This window comes from Maribacter sp. UH1, assembly GCF_056839145.1.
Genome location: NZ_CM166387.1, coordinates 1,596,559 through 1,614,108 on the forward strand (window position 1 = coordinate 1,596,559; position 17,550 = coordinate 1,614,108).

Here is a 17,550-nt window from a genome sequence, read left to right on the forward strand (position 1 = left end):
CTTATAAATTATTTTGTTAACGGTATCCGTTCTTATAAGGAAATTACATCATCAATCTTAAATCATTAATAACTGTAATTTTAATTTACATACCTTTCTCCAAACCCTCGTTCCATTTTCTTACGAACTCTTCTGACCAAGCATCCCAACCAATGGTGCTTAACGTCCAAATAGTAATTCCAATTATTATAATATTTAATACAATACCTATTACAGCTATAATTCTACTTTTCTTTACCGTAGAAAAATTACTATAACCATCAGGGTTGATTTTATAAACTCCTTCAGCTTTAGATGCTAAATAATAGGAAATGATTGCAGGTATAATACCAATACCACCAAAACAGCAAATAAAGCAGCTTAGAATGGCCAGTAGATAAATAATTGTAGAATTAGGTAGTTTTTTAGTTTCCATAAAGAGTTTTAATTAATCACTTAAAAATATCCAATAATTTTTTATTTGCAAATCCCCTTTTTCAAAATATATCTCATAGAACATCAACTTTTAAACTATCTCTTTTCTCTTAACCAAGATTTTACGTACTTCGCTTAAAACACAAAACTATGATCATATTTGTAGACATGGATGAGGTAATCGCTGATACCTATGGCGCCCATATAGAACTTTACAATGCTGAATTTAAGGGAGAATTAACCAAAGATTTATGTTCTGGCACAGAAGTATGGCGTATGGTGCCCGAGGCGCACCAAGACAGTGTTCGGAAACATGCCACTAGAAGAGGCTTTTTTAGAAATTTAAATCCTATTGCCGGTAGCCAAGAAATATTATCTCAACTTGCGGACAAACATGAAGTTTATATTGCATCTGCTGCCATGCAGTTTCCAAATTCCTTGGAAGAAAAAAGTGAATGGCTAGATGAACACTTCCCCTTTTTACCTTGGCAAAATCGAATTTTATGTGGTCATAAACACATTCTAAAAGGAGATGTTTTAATAGACGACAGAAGTTTTAATTTAGAGAATTTTGATGGTAGAAGTTTACAGTTTACCTCACCACATAACGTAAATACCGAAGGTTTTGAACGTGTGAATACTTGGTTTGAGATTGGAGAGAAATTATTGTAAACCTAATTTCCCCAAATCATAAAAGTAAAAGTTCTTTTCGTCGTTCATCGCGACGAAAAGTCCGTTTTTGAACATATCGTTCAACGGTACCGTTACCGCCTCACAACCATCTGTTTCAGTAGTTGATAGGTTTACAGCTGTAATAAACGCATTAGTCTCTCTATCAAAAATGTTAAACTCGCCCTTTTGCTGGTTAGATACTATTAAATACCCATGTCCATCAGTGTAACTTGCAATGGCTATACCTTCAATATCTTCACTAAAGTATTCACCTCCAAAACAAGAAATCTCTTTATTTCCCATACTGGGTTCTGCATAGTATTTTTTTATACAGACACCTTCATCAGAGAAATAAACAAACCCATTTTCATCATCAATAGCAATAGCCTCAATTTCCTTTACGCCGCTAAACTTGCCGAATTTTCTAACATAATTAGAGGTTATACCTAAACTATCAGCATTTAGAGCATACTGGTACAGATAACCATCTGCCGGACCGGTTTTTCTACCTACAATAGCATATACCTTTGCATCTTTAGGAGACTTATACAAGCTAACTCCCATTGGCAATTTATTCTCTTCTAACGTTTCATCTTCAAAAACCTTAAAACCGCCACCATCTAAAGGCTTCATATCTGGTACAGAAAACATTCTAATTTGCTGTTTTTCACGTTCGGTAAAAACCAAAATATCTGTTTTAGTAGAGTCGTTCAGCTGAAAACCATATTCAATATCTACATTGTTCGGTCGTTTAATATTCCTTATAGTTTTCTCTTCTATTATTTTACCGTTTAGATCAAAAGCATAAATAGCTCCGTTGGTTTTCTTATCAGTACCAAAAACAATACTCTTTTCTGCGTTTTCAGGATTAACCCAAATTGCAGGGTCATCTGTATCATTCAAGGTAAATTCAGTAATAACATCTGGTGCAATTTTAGTCAACTTACTTTGGTTACAAGAATTAAAAATAGCAACCAAGGTTAATAAATATGATATTTTTTTCATTTTAAGTAATTGATACAAGTGCTATATTATTTTCTAAAAAGATCATACTTTAAACCTAAAGTAAAACGCTGCCCATAAAATTCTATTTGTTGCGTACGCTCTTTAACACCTTGAAAGTAGCGTAACGGTTGATCGGTTATGTTCTTCAAATCAGCATACACACTAAGGTTCTTATTGATTTGAAATGTTGCGTTAAAATCTAAAAATAGTTGCGTATCATAATATCTATCCTCAAAATCATTACCCCCAATTTCATCAATGTAACTATCAGAAAAATTAGCGGATAGCCTAGCACTGAACTTTTTATCTGCATACCCCAATGATCCATTGAACATATTCGGTGCCGTATTGGGCAAGTCCAAATCCTCTCTTTCATCACCATCTTCATTACGTATACCATCTGCTGAAGAAGACAAATAAGTATAGTTTAAATAAAGACTAAAGTTTTTGGCAAAACCAGGAAGAAAATCTAATTGACGCTGAAATGCGAACTCTAAACCAAAAAGTGTGGCACTGTCACCATTTAAAGGCTGAAAAACATCATAACCTTCTGTACCTGCACCCAAACTATCATCTGGCGCCTCATATATAAATGTGTAAATAAACTCATCTATATTTTTGTAAAACATACCTCCTGAAATTAAACCTACACTTTGAAAATAATGTTCGGCCATAAGGTCAAAATTTATTGAAGTAGTCGGATTTAGATCTGCATTCCCCAAGACCAACTCTTTATCTTCATTAATGACTTCTGCCCTTGGAATTAGATCTTGATAATTAGGTCTTGCCAAGGTGTTGGTCCATGCAAAACGGAGTATTGTATTCTTAGATACGTCATATTTTAAATGTACACCAGGCAAAACATTTGTATATGAATTTTCACCATTGACCTCTTCGACCAGAATTGCCTCTTCTATACCCGCATCTTCATCTTCTTCTATATAAACGACCCTATTACCCTTAGATTCCAATTTGGTATTTTCTATTCTTACCCCTACCAAAGCACTAAATTTTTCAGATAGTTTCTGATTTAGCATAACATAACCAGCCAAAACATCTTCGTTTACCTTGAAATTACCTGGGGCAAATTCATCTACGATCAACTCCCCTTCTGCAATATTCAGATCTAAAGCACCTAACCATTCCTCACTTGCAAAAGAACCAATTTGATACTGACTTCCCGCTAGATAATCTGGATCACTATAATTTTTAACCGGTACGGTTGCCAAAGTTGGAAAAGTATCTTCTAGATCAAATTCATAAAAATTATTATCTCTTAATTTTGATTTAAAACGACCCCTAGCTCCAAATTTTATAGATCCATCTCCTTGTCCAAATATATCTGCAGGAACTTCAAAATTGACGAATACATTTACATCTTCTTCCTCGGTATACTGATTTTCTTCTGTAATCTCTCCATACTCAAAATTATCTAAATCTTCATCTGCCATGTTGGCCGCCGAAAATCTTGGATATCTAGAATTCAACACATCATTATTAATAATATATTCTGATTCAAATTCAGCATATCGTTCATTTAATCGCTCTTCTGATGCTTTTGCATAAGAGCTCATCCAATCTACTTTTAGATTACCCCAAAGATGATTACCACCTAAACTGTAATTCTGCATACGTTGATCTTCCAAACGGCGATTTTTATTTCTATTACTGTCAATACCACCTTTAGATTGTCTTTTAACCTCAACAGGAAACCTAGTAGGCACGCCGTTGGTAATTGTAAAGTCTCCTTCTACAATATCTTCACCATCTAAAATTTCATGCTCTAAACGAAATCTGTTTTCACGATCATCTCTCCAATTATACATTGTTTTTAAAAACACTGTATTGTTAACATTGAACTTATAATCTAAATTGGCCGAAAAGCTACGTCTAATACGTTGAACCAAGTATTCTCGTTGCTCATATACATTAACATAAGGATCAACATCTACTTCTTCTAAAATTGCCTCACCATCACCATCTTCTAAACCTGTATTATATTCAAATTCATCTGTCCATTCTGCTTCAACGTTGTCAGAACCAAAGTCATTATCGTTACCCGAAACAGAAATCATCCATCCAAACTTGTCATTTTTGCTACGGTCACCCAACAAAACCGAGCCGTTTAATATTGGTTTATCAGTAATAAAATTTATACCTGAACCAAGTGTTGCAGAGAGTCGAAAACCTTGCGGCGATGTTCTTGTAATTAAATTTACCGACCCACCCAGCGCATCTGCATCCATATCTGGTGTAACAGCTTTGCTTACCTCAATAGATTGAATCATATCTGCCGGAATTAAATCCATCTGAACATTTCTGTTATCACCTTCGGCAGACGGAATTCTACTTCCATTTAAAGTAACAGAATTCAATTGTGGAGATAGACCACGAACAATTACATTTCTAGCCTCACCTTGATCTACCTGCATGGTTATACCTGGTATTCTTTTAACGGCATCACCTATATTGGCATCTGGAAACTTACCTATTTGATCGGTAGAAACAACATTGGTAATATTTAAATTGGTCTTTTGCGTGTTCAATGCTTTTGACTGGCCACTTAATCCATAGGCAGATACCTCAACGCCTTCCAACTCCATAGTCTTTGGCTCAACACTTAAGTTAACACTGATAGTTTTATTTGCTACTACCGTTATCTCTTGTGATAAATCTGCATAACCTAAATAAGAGACCTTTATGTTGTAAGTGCCTTCTGGAATACCTACTATGGTAAATCTACCGTCAAAATCTGTAATCGCCCCTTTTGAAAGGGAAGGAATCATTGCGTTAGCACCTGGTAAATACAGACCGTTTTCATCTGTTACTGTACCTTGAATATTACCTGACTGTGCCAAAAGAATAAATGGAGCAAGAAAGAAAAGGTAAAAAAATACTGAGTTTTTCATTTTCTGAGTGGTTGTTATTTGGCCACAAAGAAATTAGATTGAAGACAGAACTGTGTTGCCTAAATCTTAAGGCTATTTTAAGATTACCCCAATTTTTATCGTTATTTACCTTTGGTTAACATTGTCGTAACAAAAAAACCTCTTCATTACTGAAGAGGTTTTTTAAAATAATTTGCTTAAAGCTTATGCTTCAAAAGGCTCAATGGAAACGTAAGATTTTCCACCAGCTTTTTTTGTAAACTTTACTAAACCATCTACACGTGCGTGTAATGTATGGTCTTTTCCTGCGTAAACATTTTCACCAGGATTGTGTCTTGTTCCACGCTGTCTAACGATAATGTTACCAGCGATAGCAGCTTGACCACCATAAATCTTAACTCCTAATCGTTTCGATTCTGATTCTCTACCGTTTTTCGAACTACCTACACCTTTCTTATGTGCCATTGTCTGAGGTTTTAAATATTATTATACTTTAATGGTTCAGCTTATTTAGCTACACCACCGTCTAATTCGTCTTGCCATTTCTGTAACTCGTCCCATTTACCTTCAGCAGCTAATTCAGCTTGCTTTGGCCATGTGTCAGTTACGTGATTTCCACGTACGTCTGCTATAATTTCAGAAATTTTAGCTGCGTCTGTTTTTGCTAATTCAGCAAAAGTAGAAATACCTGCATTATTCAAAGTTTCAGCGATTTTTGGACCGATACCTTCAACTTTTTTCAAATCATCACCTTTAGCACCAGCTTTCTTAGCTTTTGCTTTTGGTGCTACAGGAGCTGCTTTTTCCTCAACTTTTTTAGCCTTTGGTTCAGCTTTCTTAGTTTCAGTTTTCTTTGCTCCTTTAGAAATAATAGATTCGATTACAATCTCTGTAAGAGACTGACGATGTCCATTTTTCTTTCTGTAACCTTTACGTCTTTTCTTGTGAAAAACGATTACTTTGTCACCTCTAAGGTGTTTAACGACTTTGGCCTCTACTGCGGCACCGTCTATAGCCGGGGCGCCGATAGTAACGTTCGATCCATCAGCTAAAAGAAGAACATTGTCAAAAGTAACTTTCTTACCTTCTTCTGCTTGTAAACGGTGAACGTACACTTTCTGGTCTTTTGCAACTTTAAACTGCTGCCCTGCCATCTCTACAATTGCGTACATATTGTTAAATGTAATGATTAAACCTGATGGATTTTTTCCATAGGCGGGTGCAAATATAGATCTTAATCGTGAATTTACAAGTGTTTTTTACGATTTTTAAACAGTCTTTAGTATTCTAGTGTTCGAAGTCTTAAATAGTTGCATAAATGCAAGGGTCAAAACAACGCTACTGGTAAAACCCATAGTAGCTACCACAAGAAAAACAATGGCTTCAAAACTTCTATACGTGTTTGCCCATCTTGTTGATAATTCTTCTAAAAAACCCGGCTGTAATTCTGTAGAATAAAAGGCAAAAAAGATTGTAAAAATAAGTGTTGCTATGCCACCGGTTATCAAACCTGCCATAAAACCACCTGCATAACTAAATTCACTACCCTTTTTTAACTTATAATATTTGATTGCCTCAAAAATGGCAAAACCGGTAATTACCGCATTAAAAAGACTATAGAAGACATTAACATGCAAATTAAGTAATGATAGTATTAAGAAATAAGCAATTAAAGAACCACTGGCGGCAACACCAAATCTAAGGGGTAAGGCATAATTTTTCATAATAAATATTTTTTGTTTAGACATTCAATATAATCATTAAACAAAATAAATGAAAATAATAACTGTTAAAGAATTCCTATATTGAAGATTGTTCTTACAAAATTTAAAATTGAGTGTAACATTTTAATTTGAATGCACACTAATAGAACAGAACAATTAAACACGAACCTAAAACAGTTTAAATGAAAATGAAATTACTACTGGTTTCGGCACTATCCGTTATTGGATTTGCCGGAATCGCACAAGAGGTTGCTTACGAAGAGTACAACCTTGAAAACGATTTACACGTTATTTTACATCAAGATAACACCGCACCAATTATTTCCATCTCCGTATTTTACCATGTAGGATCAAAAGACGAAGACCCACAAAGAACAGGCTTTGCTCACTTTTTTGAACACTTACTTTTTGAAGGAACTGAAAATATCGAAAGAGGAGAATGGGACAAAATAGTATCTGCAAACGGCGGATCAGGTAATGCCACTACCAATGAAGATAGAACATACTACTATGAAGTTTTTCCATCTAACAATTTAGAATTAGGTCTTTGGCTAGAATCTGAAAGAATGCTTCACCCTGTTATCAATCAAAAAGGTGTTGACACTCAAAATGAAGTGGTCAAGGAAGAAAAAAGACTTCGCGTTGATAATTCTCCTTACGGAAAATTCATTGAAAACATAAAAAAGAACCTTTTTCAAAACCATCCTTATAAAGAAACGGTTATCGGCAAAATGGCAGACTTGGATGCCGCTACTTTAGATGAATTTATAGCTTTCCAGAAAAAATTCTATGCTCCGAACAATGCCGTTTTGGTCATTGCAGGCGATTTTGAGAAAGAAAATGCTAAAAAATTGATATCAGATTATTTTAAAGATATTCCAAAGGGAGCAGAACTTACAAGAACCTTCCCTAAAGAAACTCCTATCACATCAGAAATCAATGCAAAAGCTTACGACTCTAATATTCAAATACCGGCTACTATGATCGCCTATAGAACTCCCGGTCTTAAAAATAGAGATAGCCAAGTATTAGAAATGATTTCCACCTATTTATCTGACGGACCTTCTTCTAAACTTTATAAGAAAATGGTAGACGAAGAAAAACAGGCTTTACAAATTGGAGCCATACCCGTAACCTTAGAAGATTATGGCATGTATATCGTTTTTGCACTTCCGGTAGGCGAAACTGGTTTAAACACATTAAACTCTTCTATTGAGACAGAAGTAGAGAAATTGAGAAATGAACTTATTTCTGAAAATGATTATCAAAAACTACAGAACAAGTTTGAAAATCAGTTTGTGAACAGTAATTCTAGCATAGAAGGTATAGCAGAATCTCTTGCAGAGTATTATGCGCTTTATGGTGATACATCTCTTATCAACAAGGAAATAGAAGTATATAGATCTATTACCAGAGAAGAAATTAAAGAGGTCGCTAACAAGTATTTAAAGCCTAACCAAAGATTGGTTCTAGAATATTTACCTGAACAAAATACTGCAAACTAAAAATGACTATGAAAAATACATATATATTACTACTAACATTATTCTCCTTTATTGCTGTACAAGCACAGGTAGACCGTACGGTTATGCCTAAACCAGGACCTGCACCTGAAATTAATCTAGGAGCTCCACAATCATTCAACCTCAATAACGGATTAAAGGTTCTTGTGGTAGAAAATCACAAACTACCTAGAGTTTCCATGCAATTATCTATAGATAATCCGCCAATATTAGAAGGCGACAAAGCAGGTGTTGCGAGCTTAACAGGTAGTCTTTTAGGGCTAGGTTCTAAAAATATTAGCAAAGAAGCATTCAATGAAGAAATAGATTTTTTAGGAGCTAGACTTTATTTTAGCGCTCAACGAGCATATGCCCAATCACTTTCCAAATATTTCCCTAGAATGATGGAGCTTATGGCAGATGCTGCTATTAATCCGAATTTTACACAAGAGGAATTTGACAAGGAAAAAGATAAACTTATCACAGGGCTAAAATCCGAAGAGAAAGTGGTTTCGTCCATCTCAAGTAGAGTTCAAAGAGCATTAGCTTATGGTAAAAATCATCCTTATGGTGAATTCACTACAGAAGAAACCGTAAACAATGTAACTCTTAGTGATGTTGAAGAGTTTTACAGAGATTACTTTGTTCCCGCAAATGCCTACTTGATTGTAATTGGCGATGTTAACCTTGAAGAAGTGAAAACATTGACCGAGACTTACTTTACCTCTTGGACAAAAGCCGTACCACCAAGTTTCTCTTATTCTCAACCTAAGAATGTACCTAATACGCAAATTAATTTTGTTGATATGCCAAATGCCGTACAATCAGAAATTACGGTTCAAAATATCGTTAACCTTAAAATGAAGGACGATGATTATATCGCTGCTCTTTTAGCCAATGAGATTTTGGGCGGTGGAGCTGACAGCAGATTATATTCTAACCTTAGAGAAGACAAGGGTTATACTTACGGTGCCTATTCTTCTATTGGCAACGACAAATATGGTCCATCTAGATTTAGTGCATCTGCAGAAGTCAGAAATATGGTAACCGATAGTTCTGTAGTTGAAATGTTAAAAGAGCTTGATGTTATCGTCACTAAACCTGTTACCGATGAGGAACTAAAAAATACCAAAGCCGTATATGCCGGTAGTTTTATAATGGCGCTAGAAGATCCCGAAACTATTGCGCGATATGCCTTGAATATCGAAAAAGAGAATCTACCTAAAGACTTTTACAAAACCTTTCTTGAGAAGCTTGACAAGGTTAACAAAGCAGACGTAGAAGCTGCCGCAAAAAAGTATTTCAATGTTGATAACGCCAGAGTAATTGTAGTTGGTAAAGGAAGTGATATCCTTTCTAATCTTCAGAATGTAGAATTTAAAGGTAAAAAACTTCCGGTTCTTGCGTATTCCAAAACTGCCGAAAGAGTTGAAACTCCAGATTACAATGCCGCCGTACCAACCGATGTATCAGCTAAGTCCATACTAGAAAAGTATATTACAGCTATTGGTGGAAAAGATAAACTTGAAAGCGTAAATACCTTAGCCATGATGGCCGCAGCAGAAATGCAAGGAATGAAATTAGACTTAAACGTTAAAAAAACATCTAGCAATCAACTTATGCAAGATGTGCAAATGATGGGTAATTCCGTAAGCAAACAAGTTGTAAACGGTGATAAAGGCTATATGGTAATGCAAGGTCAGCGTAAAGATCTTGAAGAAAAAGAATTGAAAGCTATTAAAAAAGAATCTGCTCCTTTCACTGAACTTCAATTACTAAACGATGAATCTGTAGTTATAGAAGGTATGGAAATGGTAGGCGATAAAAACACTTACAAACTAAAGGTTGGAGAAAATAAATCTGCTTTCTTTGATGCCGAAACCGGACTTAAACTACAAGAGGTTACCATAACCGAAATGCAGGGGCAACAAATTGCCAGCACTTCTAACTTTGAAGATTACAAAGAAGTTTCTGGTATATTATTTCCTTTTAAAATACTACAAACCGTAGGCCCTCAATCTTTTGAGTTTATAGTTTCTGAAATCAAAGTAAATGATGGTGTATCACCTACCGATTTTGAATAACTAAAATTTTATCTAAAAAGAAAAACCCGCTCATTAGCGGGTTTTTTGTTTTCTAATTTATAGGTTAAGCTTATCCTATTTTTCTTATTCTTGCTTCGCCAAAAATCAATCCTTTATCTACTTCTGGGCTACCCATATAATTCACATTTGTTTCTCCGTAGCAAGTTACCTTTAACCTATCTTTTACATTAACCCTAAAATTACTTTCACCATAGGCTGTAATTTTAGTCTCATCTGCCATCATACCTACTGTATTTACTTCGCTCTCTCCGTATGCCCTAAATACCTGTCTAGCCACAGCACCTTCTCCTATTTCCAAATAACTGCTACCATAGATAGCTACTGTTAATTCATCTATGGAAACCGAATCAAAGTACACTTTTGCCTCACCATATAAAGACATTTTAAAATCATCGGCATTAAAAAGATTTTTACATCTCACTACCTCTTCCCCTCTTATTGATAGATTTTCCAACTTTCTATAGGTAACGGTTGCAGTTGCCATAGTGCCATTATAAAGCGACTTACTACCACGCCATTGATCAGTTGAAATGCGTTCAGATTTTGTCACCACTTTAGCACCATCTAAATACAAACGCAGCGTTCTGCCCTCTACCTCAACATTTATTTTATCTAAAGAAACTTTTGCATTTTCAATAACCACACTTTCCTCTTCCCCTTCAACTAGATTAACCGCTATATGCGGGCTAACAATTAATTTATCAAAAGATTTTACGTTGAATGATTTTTCCTGAGCCTGAATTGCGCCAACAGTCATTGTTACCGCTAAGAGTGCTACTAATATTTTTTTCATGATTTCCGTTTTTTTTGATTAATTCTATACAAAGACAAGTCAAAAATCATTTTGTTACAGTTGATATTACTATTTCTACCTAGCTACCGTCTTTTTTCTATTTACCAGCCATACCCCAAACAGTATAATTAGCCCACCTAACAACTGAAGAAAGCTAATATTTTCACCATCCAAAAAGCCCCATAACACTGCCACAAGTGGTATCAAATAGGTAACAGAAGCCGCAAATACGGGACTGGACAATTTTATCAGTTTATTAAACAGAATATTTGCCAATGCCGTACCTAAAAAAGCCAACGCCATTATATACCACACTGCCTCTTGCATAGCACTATTTCCCACAAATTGCTGAAACACTCCAGAATACACTAATATTATTACCGCAGGAAGAAAGGCAACTCCAAAACTAGCAGTTGTTACAGCCAAGGGGGTTAAATGAGATAAATGCTTTTTTATAATATTGATATTGAAGGCATAACCCAAGGCGGAAACAATGATGAACAATGCATACCAATAATTCTGGTTTACATTATTTTCCATACCGGCCGCAATTAATACCACAGTACCAAACAGACCTATTAAAACCCCTAAAACCTGCCTTCCCTTTAATGAAAGTCCAAAAAGTGCCAACCCCACCAAAGTTGTGAACAAGGGTGCTACAGAATTTAAAATAGAAGTAATGCCACTGCTTATTTCAGTTTGTGCCAATGCAAAGAAAAATGGTGGAAAAAATGAACTACATAACCCTGCTATAGTTATCCATTTCCAATCGGTTTTTGAAAGTGTTTTTAAAGACTTAAAACCCAATATAAATAACAGTACCGATGCAAATACAATTCTTAATCCGCCTACCTGTAGAGGCGTATACCCAACCAAAGACCTTTTTATCAATATAAAAGAAGAACCCCATATAAGCGATAGAACTACTAGGTAAATCCATTTTTGATCTATATTCTTCAATGTTGATGATTTTAAAACAAAAGTGAGCTTTTTTCTAAATAAATCAACCTCTTAACTAGTTATTTTTAAAATACAATGATTAATGCATTTTACATATTTGGTATATTTACACTGTAAACATGTTTGCTTTTATTAAGCTTATACAAAATCTACAATTATGAGGTTTAAAATATTAATTCTTTTCGTCACCCTATTTACGTTGACATCACAGGCTACATTAGCGCAAGAAGATGATACTTTACCTACTGAAGTTATAAACAGTGACAGCAAGACAATCTTAATAGGTATTGAAGGTATGGCGTGCCAACAGGGGTGCGCTGATAAAATTTCTTCTAATTTAATGGAGAGTGAGGGTGTTGTTTCTTCTGATATCAGTTTTAAAGATAAAAGCGGACTCATAACTTTTGACCCTAACATTATTACTATGGAAGAGGTAAAGAGAATAATTACCAACACAAAAGTAAAAGATTACGTTTATACCATTACATCCAATAAAACTATTACTGCTGTTACTCCTCAACAAAATAATTAAGATGAAAAATATACTTTACACACTTACTATAGCAACATTCTTAACTTTTGTTGCATGCAAGGAAACTAAAAAAGCAGAAGAGCCTTCCAAAATGGAGCATGTCATGAGCATTCATGATGAAGTAATGCCAAAAATGGGAACATTAGGGAAATTAGTAGGGCAATTAAAACCAATGGCCGACTCTCTTGGAGCCGAATCAGTTGAAGCAAAGGCAATGAAAGATCTTCAAGAAGCAAATAAATCTATGATGGATTGGATGCAAGGTTTTGGAGACCGTTTTGACGCTGATGAAATCATGAACGGTAAAGAACTTTCTGATGAAAAGAAAGCATGGCTAAATGAAGAAGAAGAGAAAGTACAACAAGTAAAAGAGAACATCAATTCTAGTATTGAACGTGCTGAAGAGATTCTTGCCAAGCAATAACAAACTTTTACTAAAAGGGCAATTTAGAAAGATCTACATTACCCCCTGAAATAATAATTCCTATTTTTTTATTCTGAAAAACTTCTGGCTGTTCTTTTGATTGTTTCAAAACTGCAGCCACAGTTACAGCACTAGAGGGTTCTATAATAATTTTCATACGTTCCCAAACCAATTTCATAGCAGTTACTATCTCATCTTCGGTAATTCTAATAATACCACTAACCAGCTCTTTTATAATAGGGAAATTCTTATCGCCCAACATGGTTTTTAATCCGTCTGCAATGGTATTCGTAGTATCATTACTTTCTATTTTACCACTTTGCAAAGAACGATAAGCATCATCTGCCTCAAAAGGCTCGGAACCATAAACTTTACAATCATCACCAAAATATTTAGCCGCCAAAGCAGAACCGGCAATAAGACCACCACCACCTACTGGGCAAAATATAAAATCTAAATCTGGTTGCTTTTCCAATAATTCCAATGCTGCCGTACCCTGACCTAAAATAACATCATTATCATTTGAAGGATGAATAAAAGTCGCCCCTGTTTTCCGTCCTATTTCATCCGCTAACGATTGCCTTGCTTCTACCGTTGGTTCACACTCATAAATTTTACCCAGATACTCTCTGACCCCAACTTTTTTTACTTCTGGAGCTGTATTTGGCATTACAATATGAGCAGTTACACCAACACTTTGAGCCGCAAGCGATAAAGCTTGTGCAAAATTACCTGACGAATGTGTTACCACGCCACTTTTCTTTTGTTCATCGGATAATTGCAGGATTGCATTGGTAGCCCCTCGCATTTTATAGGCTCCTGCTCTTTGAAAATTCTCGCATTTGAAGAATACCTTTGCATTGACTTCCTTGTCAATTAATCTTGACGTTAGAACTGACGTATTATGAACAAATGGAGTTATTCGTTCGTGACAATCTAGAAGGTCTTGCTTTGTCATCATGCGTATTTATTTTTTCCACCTTAAGGTTTCAATAATTCCTCTTATATCATTCTGAAGATATGATGCTGCAGGTAAAATAGAGTCATAATTAGGTTTCGTATAAAAATAAACGGAACCTGTTAGAAAATGCTCTGTACTATCGGTCACAAAAAATTGCGATTGAGATGCTGCGTTTCCTTGCACCTCAAATAAAGCGCCATAAATTCTCTCATCTGGATTTACATACGGTTGTTCTACAATGTTATCCGCCTTTGCCGCATGCTCGTAACTAAGTCTTTTAGAATCATTGATCAACTGAGACAAATTACCATTAATCTTTTTATAGCTTAAAAAAATAGCACCTTTCATCTCTGGATAAGATATAGTATAGGCTTGATCTCCATTTGGCTCTGCATTTGCCAGTTGATTGTATTTAAAACTAAAGTTTTCTGTTTCTAAATCCGCTAATTTTCCCTGCGGATACTCTAATCGCATTTTAGCTTTTGGTTTGGGTAGTACTTGCTCATCTTTACAGCTGGCCATCAAAAGAAATACTACTAAAAACGTAACGAATGACTTACTCTTCATGTGGTAAGGTAACTTTTATTTGTTTCAATCTTTTTTTGTCCATCGCTTCAACCACAAAGGTATAGGACTCGAACATTATTTTTTCTCCACGTCTTGGAAAACTACCTGCTTTTTCCAAAACAAAGCCTGCCAGGGTTTCAGATTCTCCTTTATTTTCCTCAAAAAAATCACTATCCTCCAACTTAATAACTCTATAAAAATCTTTTAGAGGTGTTTTACCTTCAAAGACATAATTAAAATCATCCAGCTTAGAAAATATTAAATCTTCATCATCAAATTCATCACTAATATCCCCAACAATTTCTTCAATAATATCTTCTAAAGATACCAATCCAGAAGTACCACCATATTCATCTACAACTATAGCCAGGTGGTTTTTCTTCTCTTGAAATTCACCTAATAAATCATCTAGTTTTTTATTTTCAGGAACGAAATAAGGCTCTCTTATCAAGGTCATCCAATTAAAGGTCTTTCGGTCTAAATATGGCAATAAATCCTTCACATACAGAACTCCTTTTACGGTATCTATATTCTCACCAAAAACCGGAATTCTTGAATACCCATGTTTTTTGATTTCCCCAAGCACTTCAGGAAATTTCATCTGTTCATTAAGCGCAAAAATATCTATACGAGGTCTCATTACCTGTTTGGTATCCGTATTACCAAAGGTTACAATACCCTCTAAAATCTTTTTCTCCTCCTTAGTAGTATCGCCTTGAGACGTCAGGTCCAATGCCTGAGACAATTGATCCACACTTAAACTAGATTTCTGCTTACCAAGCTTATTATACAAAAACAGAGTGCCTGATCGCATGGGCAAACTCAATGGAGCAAAAATAAAATCTAACACTCTCAATGGGTATGCCATAAAATGCGCAAAGCTCATTCTATTTCTATTGGCATAAACCTTGGGTAATATTTCACCGAACATTAAAATTAGAAAAGTAGCAACCACAACTTCTAATAAAAAACGTACGGATACTATACCAAATAATACCTGGTTGACATTTTCAAAAAGGGTATCCCCTATAATGCTAAACAGCAATACTACTCCAATATTAATAGCATTGTTTGCTATTAATATGGTTGCCAGTAGTTTTTTAGGTCGTTCAAGAAGTTTTATTAAAATGGAACTCTTAGCAGATTTTTCATCTTGTAGTTCTTTTATTTCGGTCGTAGATAAGCCGAACATGGCTACTTCAGCACCAGAAATAAGTGCAGAGCAAATAAGCAGTACACATAGTACAACTATATTCATTGCAAAAACACCGTTTACAACTAATGTTGTCATTAATAACGGTAAGGGGTCTGGGTCCAATAGTTACTATTTAAATTATATTTAGAACGGTAAATCATCATCCTCTTCTGGACTTGCGGGTGCAGGAGCAGCAGCTTTAGACGGTGCTTTAGTTTCAGTACTTGCCGGTTTCTGAGCAGCAGGAGCTGAACCACCATTATTCTGCATACCTTCTTTCTTGGTAGTCAAAAAAGTAAATTCTTGCACATGTACCTCAGTTGAATATCTGGTATTACCATCCTCACCTTGCCATTGACGATTTTTCAATCTGCCCTCTACATAAACCTTATCGCCTTTACTTAAATATTTTTCACAAATTTCAGCAGCTTTATTTCTAACCACCACATTGTGCCAATCTGTATTTGTAACACGTTCACCAGTAGATTTATTGGTATATGTCTCATTAGTAGCGATTGGAAACCTACCAATACTACCGCCTCCTTCAAAATAATGCATTTTAACTTCATCACCTAAATGCCCAATCAACATTACCTTATTCAATGTACCGCTCATAACTTAAAGATATAAAATTCAAAAGTACTAAAATTTAAATGCTTTGATAAAATCTGCTATTAAAACCGGTACCGGAAAATCGGTTATTTTTTCAACCGGAATCATGTCATTGAAATTGTCATTCGTATAAACCAACCAAAACTTTGTATGTAAATGTTGATGTGATAATTTATGTACTACAGCATTCTCATTGAAACCTATAACTTCATTAGCATCTATATCATTTAGCACTTCTTTATACCTTATAGTAATATCCTCTATTTCTAATACCTCTTTTGATTCCAACAAAGAAAACTGCCATAAGTTTTGCCAAATGCCTTTGCCCGTTCTTTGATTTAGACTTGTAAATTTATTCCCATCCGCATCCTTATATATAGGTATAAGATAATTAAAGTACCTATTTCGCACTTTTGTCTTTTTTAACTTGACCGGCAGAGCATCTACCAAGCCTTTTTCTAAGGCAACACAACTATCATTTAAAGGACAAAGTAAACATAAAGGTTTTTTAGGCGAGCATTGTATTGCCCCAAACTCCATAATACCTTGATTATAATCTCGAATATTAGCAGGATCCATTACTTTTTGGGCCAAGCTTTTAAAATATTTGACACCATTAGTACTATTAATAGGTGTATCTATACCGTAATATCTAGCGAGCACTCTATATACATTTCCATCAACTACTGCCTGTGGTTCATTAAAACATATAGACGAAATAGCACTAGCAGTGTAGTCACCCACCCCTTTTAGTGTTAAAAGTTTCTTATAGTTATCAGGAAACTTACCTTCATACTCCTTAACGACCATTTTTGAAGCGGCATGAAGATTTCTAGCTCTTGAATAATAGCCAAGCCCTTGCCAAAGTTTTAATACCTGCTCTTCTTTAGCACTCGCAAGATCGTTAACCGTTGGGAAATTTGCTACAAAACTCAAGTAATATGGGGTTCCCTGAGCCACACGTGTTTGTTGCAATATAATTTCCGATAGCCATATTTTGTATGGATCAGAGGTCTCGCGCCATGGTAAACTGCGCTTATTTTGATGATACCAATCTAAAATTTTACCCGAAAATGACATGCTCTTTGATACTAAGTTATAAAAGTAGCAGTTTATACACTTAAAATTAACCCATTAGAAAGAAAGATTGAATTTAATTTATATATTTGCAACCCGAAAAAACATACAGAAAATCT

At 35.1% G+C, this 17,550-nt stretch carries 18 protein-coding genes; 5 read left to right on the forward strand and 13 right to left on the reverse strand.

All coding sequences use genetic code 11. The annotated features are described in order from the left end of the window. Positions 1–85: 85 nt before the first annotated feature. Entirely contained in the window at positions 86–415 is a 330-nt protein-coding gene (locus UH1x_RS06960; RefSeq protein WP_482625916.1) for a CCC motif membrane protein, read from the reverse strand. 149 nt (positions 416–564) lie between these two features. Here UH1x_RS06960 and UH1x_RS06965 point away from each other — a divergent pair, with 149 nt between their 5' ends. Then, positions 565–1,086 carry a 5' nucleotidase, NT5C type gene (locus tag UH1x_RS06965; protein WP_482625917.1) on the forward strand — a complete coding sequence of 174 codons (522 nt, stop codon included), beginning with the start codon at positions 565–567 and terminating at the stop codon, positions 1,084–1,086. On the opposite strand, the gene UH1x_RS06970 is transcribed toward UH1x_RS06965, so the two are convergent. The 5 genes from UH1x_RS06970 to UH1x_RS06990 all read right to left on the reverse strand — a co-directional run bounded on the left by UH1x_RS06970 (position 1,078) and on the right by UH1x_RS06990 (position 6,703). Beyond that, a complete protein-coding gene (locus tag UH1x_RS06970; protein WP_482625918.1) occupies positions 1,078–2,091 on the reverse strand; it encodes a phytase in 1,014 nt (337 codons plus the stop codon). The genes UH1x_RS06965 and UH1x_RS06970 overlap by 9 nt on opposite strands. Positions 2,092–2,117: 26 nt before the next feature. Beyond that, a complete protein-coding gene (locus UH1x_RS06975; RefSeq protein WP_482625919.1) occupies positions 2,118–5,000 on the reverse strand; it encodes a TonB-dependent receptor in 2,883 nt (960 codons plus the stop codon). 183 nt (positions 5,001–5,183) lie between these two features. Further along, positions 5,184–5,444, reverse strand: coding sequence for a 50S ribosomal protein L27 (gene rpmA, locus UH1x_RS06980; RefSeq protein WP_036157145.1), 261 nt, complete (start codon positions 5,442–5,444; stop codon positions 5,184–5,186). Between the two features lie 41 nt (positions 5,445–5,485). Then, the gene (rplU, locus tag UH1x_RS06985) at positions 5,486–6,151 is read right to left on the reverse strand and encodes a 50S ribosomal protein L21 (RefSeq protein WP_482625920.1); all 666 of its coding nucleotides are present in this window, start codon (positions 6,149–6,151) and stop codon (positions 5,486–5,488) included. Between the two features lie 96 nt (positions 6,152–6,247). Then, positions 6,248–6,703, reverse strand: a complete 456-nt coding sequence (locus UH1x_RS06990; protein ID WP_482625921.1) for a DUF4199 domain-containing protein — start codon at positions 6,701–6,703, stop codon at positions 6,248–6,250. 182 nt (positions 6,704–6,885) lie between these two features. On the opposite strand from UH1x_RS06990, the gene UH1x_RS06995 reads away from it, so the two are divergent. Both UH1x_RS06995 and UH1x_RS07000 read left to right on the forward strand, forming a co-directional pair. Beyond that, positions 6,886–8,208: a M16 family metallopeptidase gene (locus UH1x_RS06995; RefSeq protein WP_482625922.1), complete on the forward strand. Its 1,323-nt coding sequence runs from the start codon at positions 6,886–6,888 to the stop codon at positions 8,206–8,208. Positions 8,209–8,216: 8 nt separating this feature from the next. Further along, positions 8,217–10,289: a M16 family metallopeptidase gene (locus tag UH1x_RS07000; protein WP_482625923.1), complete on the forward strand. Its 2,073-nt coding sequence runs from the start codon at positions 8,217–8,219 to the stop codon at positions 10,287–10,289. A gap of 70 nt (positions 10,290–10,359) precedes the next feature. Here the strand turns inward: UH1x_RS07000 and UH1x_RS07005 are convergent, their stop codons facing one another. Then, positions 10,360–11,103: a head GIN domain-containing protein gene (locus UH1x_RS07005; RefSeq protein ID WP_482625924.1), complete on the reverse strand. Its 744-nt coding sequence runs from the start codon at positions 11,101–11,103 to the stop codon at positions 10,360–10,362. A 75-nt stretch (positions 11,104–11,178) separates the two neighbouring features. Further along, complete coding sequence (locus UH1x_RS07010; RefSeq protein WP_482625925.1) at positions 11,179–12,063, reverse strand: DMT family transporter; 885 nt, start codon at positions 12,061–12,063, stop codon at positions 11,179–11,181. 157 nt (positions 12,064–12,220) lie between these two features. Between UH1x_RS07010 and UH1x_RS07015 the strand changes: the two genes are divergently transcribed. Together UH1x_RS07015 and UH1x_RS07020 are read left to right on the forward strand one after the other, a co-directional pair. After that, positions 12,221–12,595, forward strand: coding sequence for a heavy-metal-associated domain-containing protein (locus UH1x_RS07015; RefSeq protein ID WP_482625926.1), 375 nt, complete (start codon positions 12,221–12,223; stop codon positions 12,593–12,595). Between the two features lies 1 nt (position 12,596). After that, positions 12,597–13,019: a hypothetical protein gene (locus tag UH1x_RS07020; protein WP_482625927.1), complete on the forward strand. Its 423-nt coding sequence runs from the start codon at positions 12,597–12,599 to the stop codon at positions 13,017–13,019. 10 nt (positions 13,020–13,029) lie between these two features. Here UH1x_RS07020 and UH1x_RS07025 read toward each other — a convergent pair whose 3' ends face one another. From UH1x_RS07025 to mutY, 5 genes are read right to left on the reverse strand one after another with little or no spacing between them, the layout of a single operon-like run. Then, entirely contained in the window at positions 13,030–13,977 is a 948-nt protein-coding gene (locus UH1x_RS07025; RefSeq protein WP_482626495.1) for a pyridoxal-phosphate dependent enzyme, read from the reverse strand. Positions 13,978–13,986: 9 nt separating this feature from the next. Continuing rightward, positions 13,987–14,547 carry a gliding motility lipoprotein GldD gene (gldD, locus tag UH1x_RS07030; RefSeq protein ID WP_482625928.1) on the reverse strand — a complete coding sequence of 187 codons (561 nt, stop codon included), beginning with the start codon at positions 14,545–14,547 and terminating at the stop codon, positions 13,987–13,989. Next, positions 14,537–15,865 carry a gliding motility-associated protein GldE gene (locus UH1x_RS07035; RefSeq protein WP_482625929.1) on the reverse strand — a complete coding sequence of 443 codons (1,329 nt, stop codon included), beginning with the start codon at positions 15,863–15,865 and terminating at the stop codon, positions 14,537–14,539. The genes gldD and UH1x_RS07035 overlap by 11 nt, the downstream gene beginning before the upstream one ends. A gap of 21 nt (positions 15,866–15,886) precedes the next feature. Beyond that, positions 15,887–16,357: a single-stranded DNA-binding protein gene (locus tag UH1x_RS07040; protein WP_482625930.1), complete on the reverse strand. Its 471-nt coding sequence runs from the start codon at positions 16,355–16,357 to the stop codon at positions 15,887–15,889. 27 nt (positions 16,358–16,384) lie between these two features. Then, a complete protein-coding gene (gene mutY, locus UH1x_RS07045; RefSeq protein WP_482625931.1) occupies positions 16,385–17,434 on the reverse strand; it encodes an A/G-specific adenine glycosylase in 1,050 nt (349 codons plus the stop codon). Positions 17,435–17,550 lie beyond the last annotated feature (116 nt).

Bases quoted from the DNA above. Each gene is read 5' to 3' on its own strand.
- UH1x_RS06960 (WP_482625916.1), bottom strand. From the start codon at position 415: ATGGAAACTAAAAAACTACCTAATTCTACAATTATTTATCTACTGGCC.
- UH1x_RS06965 (WP_482625917.1), top strand. From the start codon at position 565: ATGATCATATTTGTAGACATGGATGAGGTAATCGCTGATACCTATGGC.
- UH1x_RS06970 (WP_482625918.1), bottom strand. From the start codon at position 2,091: ATGAAAAAAATATCATATTTATTAACCTTGGTTGCTATTTTTAATTCT.
- UH1x_RS06975 (WP_482625919.1), bottom strand. From the start codon at position 5,000: ATGAAAAACTCAGTATTTTTTTACCTTTTCTTTCTTGCTCCATTTATT.
- rpmA (WP_036157145.1), bottom strand. From the start codon at position 5,444: ATGGCACATAAGAAAGGTGTAGGTAGTTCGAAAAACGGTAGAGAATCA.
- rplU (WP_482625920.1), bottom strand. From the start codon at position 6,151: ATGTACGCAATTGTAGAGATGGCAGGGCAGCAGTTTAAAGTTGCAAAA.
- UH1x_RS06990 (WP_482625921.1), bottom strand. From the start codon at position 6,703: ATGAAAAATTATGCCTTACCCCTTAGATTTGGTGTTGCCGCCAGTGGT.
- UH1x_RS06995 (WP_482625922.1), top strand. From the start codon at position 6,886: ATGAAAATGAAATTACTACTGGTTTCGGCACTATCCGTTATTGGATTT.
- UH1x_RS07000 (WP_482625923.1), top strand. From the start codon at position 8,217: ATGAAAAATACATATATATTACTACTAACATTATTCTCCTTTATTGCT.
- UH1x_RS07005 (WP_482625924.1), bottom strand. From the start codon at position 11,103: ATGAAAAAAATATTAGTAGCACTCTTAGCGGTAACAATGACTGTTGGC.
- UH1x_RS07015 (WP_482625926.1), top strand. From the start codon at position 12,221: ATGAGGTTTAAAATATTAATTCTTTTCGTCACCCTATTTACGTTGACA.
- UH1x_RS07020 (WP_482625927.1), top strand. From the start codon at position 12,597: ATGAAAAATATACTTTACACACTTACTATAGCAACATTCTTAACTTTT.
- UH1x_RS07025 (WP_482626495.1), bottom strand. From the start codon at position 13,977: ATGACAAAGCAAGACCTTCTAGATTGTCACGAACGAATAACTCCATTT.
- gldD (WP_482625928.1), bottom strand. From the start codon at position 14,547: ATGAAGAGTAAGTCATTCGTTACGTTTTTAGTAGTATTTCTTTTGATG.
- UH1x_RS07040 (WP_482625930.1), bottom strand. From the start codon at position 16,357: ATGAGCGGTACATTGAATAAGGTAATGTTGATTGGGCATTTAGGTGAT.
- mutY (WP_482625931.1), bottom strand. From the start codon at position 17,434: ATGTCATTTTCGGGTAAAATTTTAGATTGGTATCATCAAAATAAGCGC.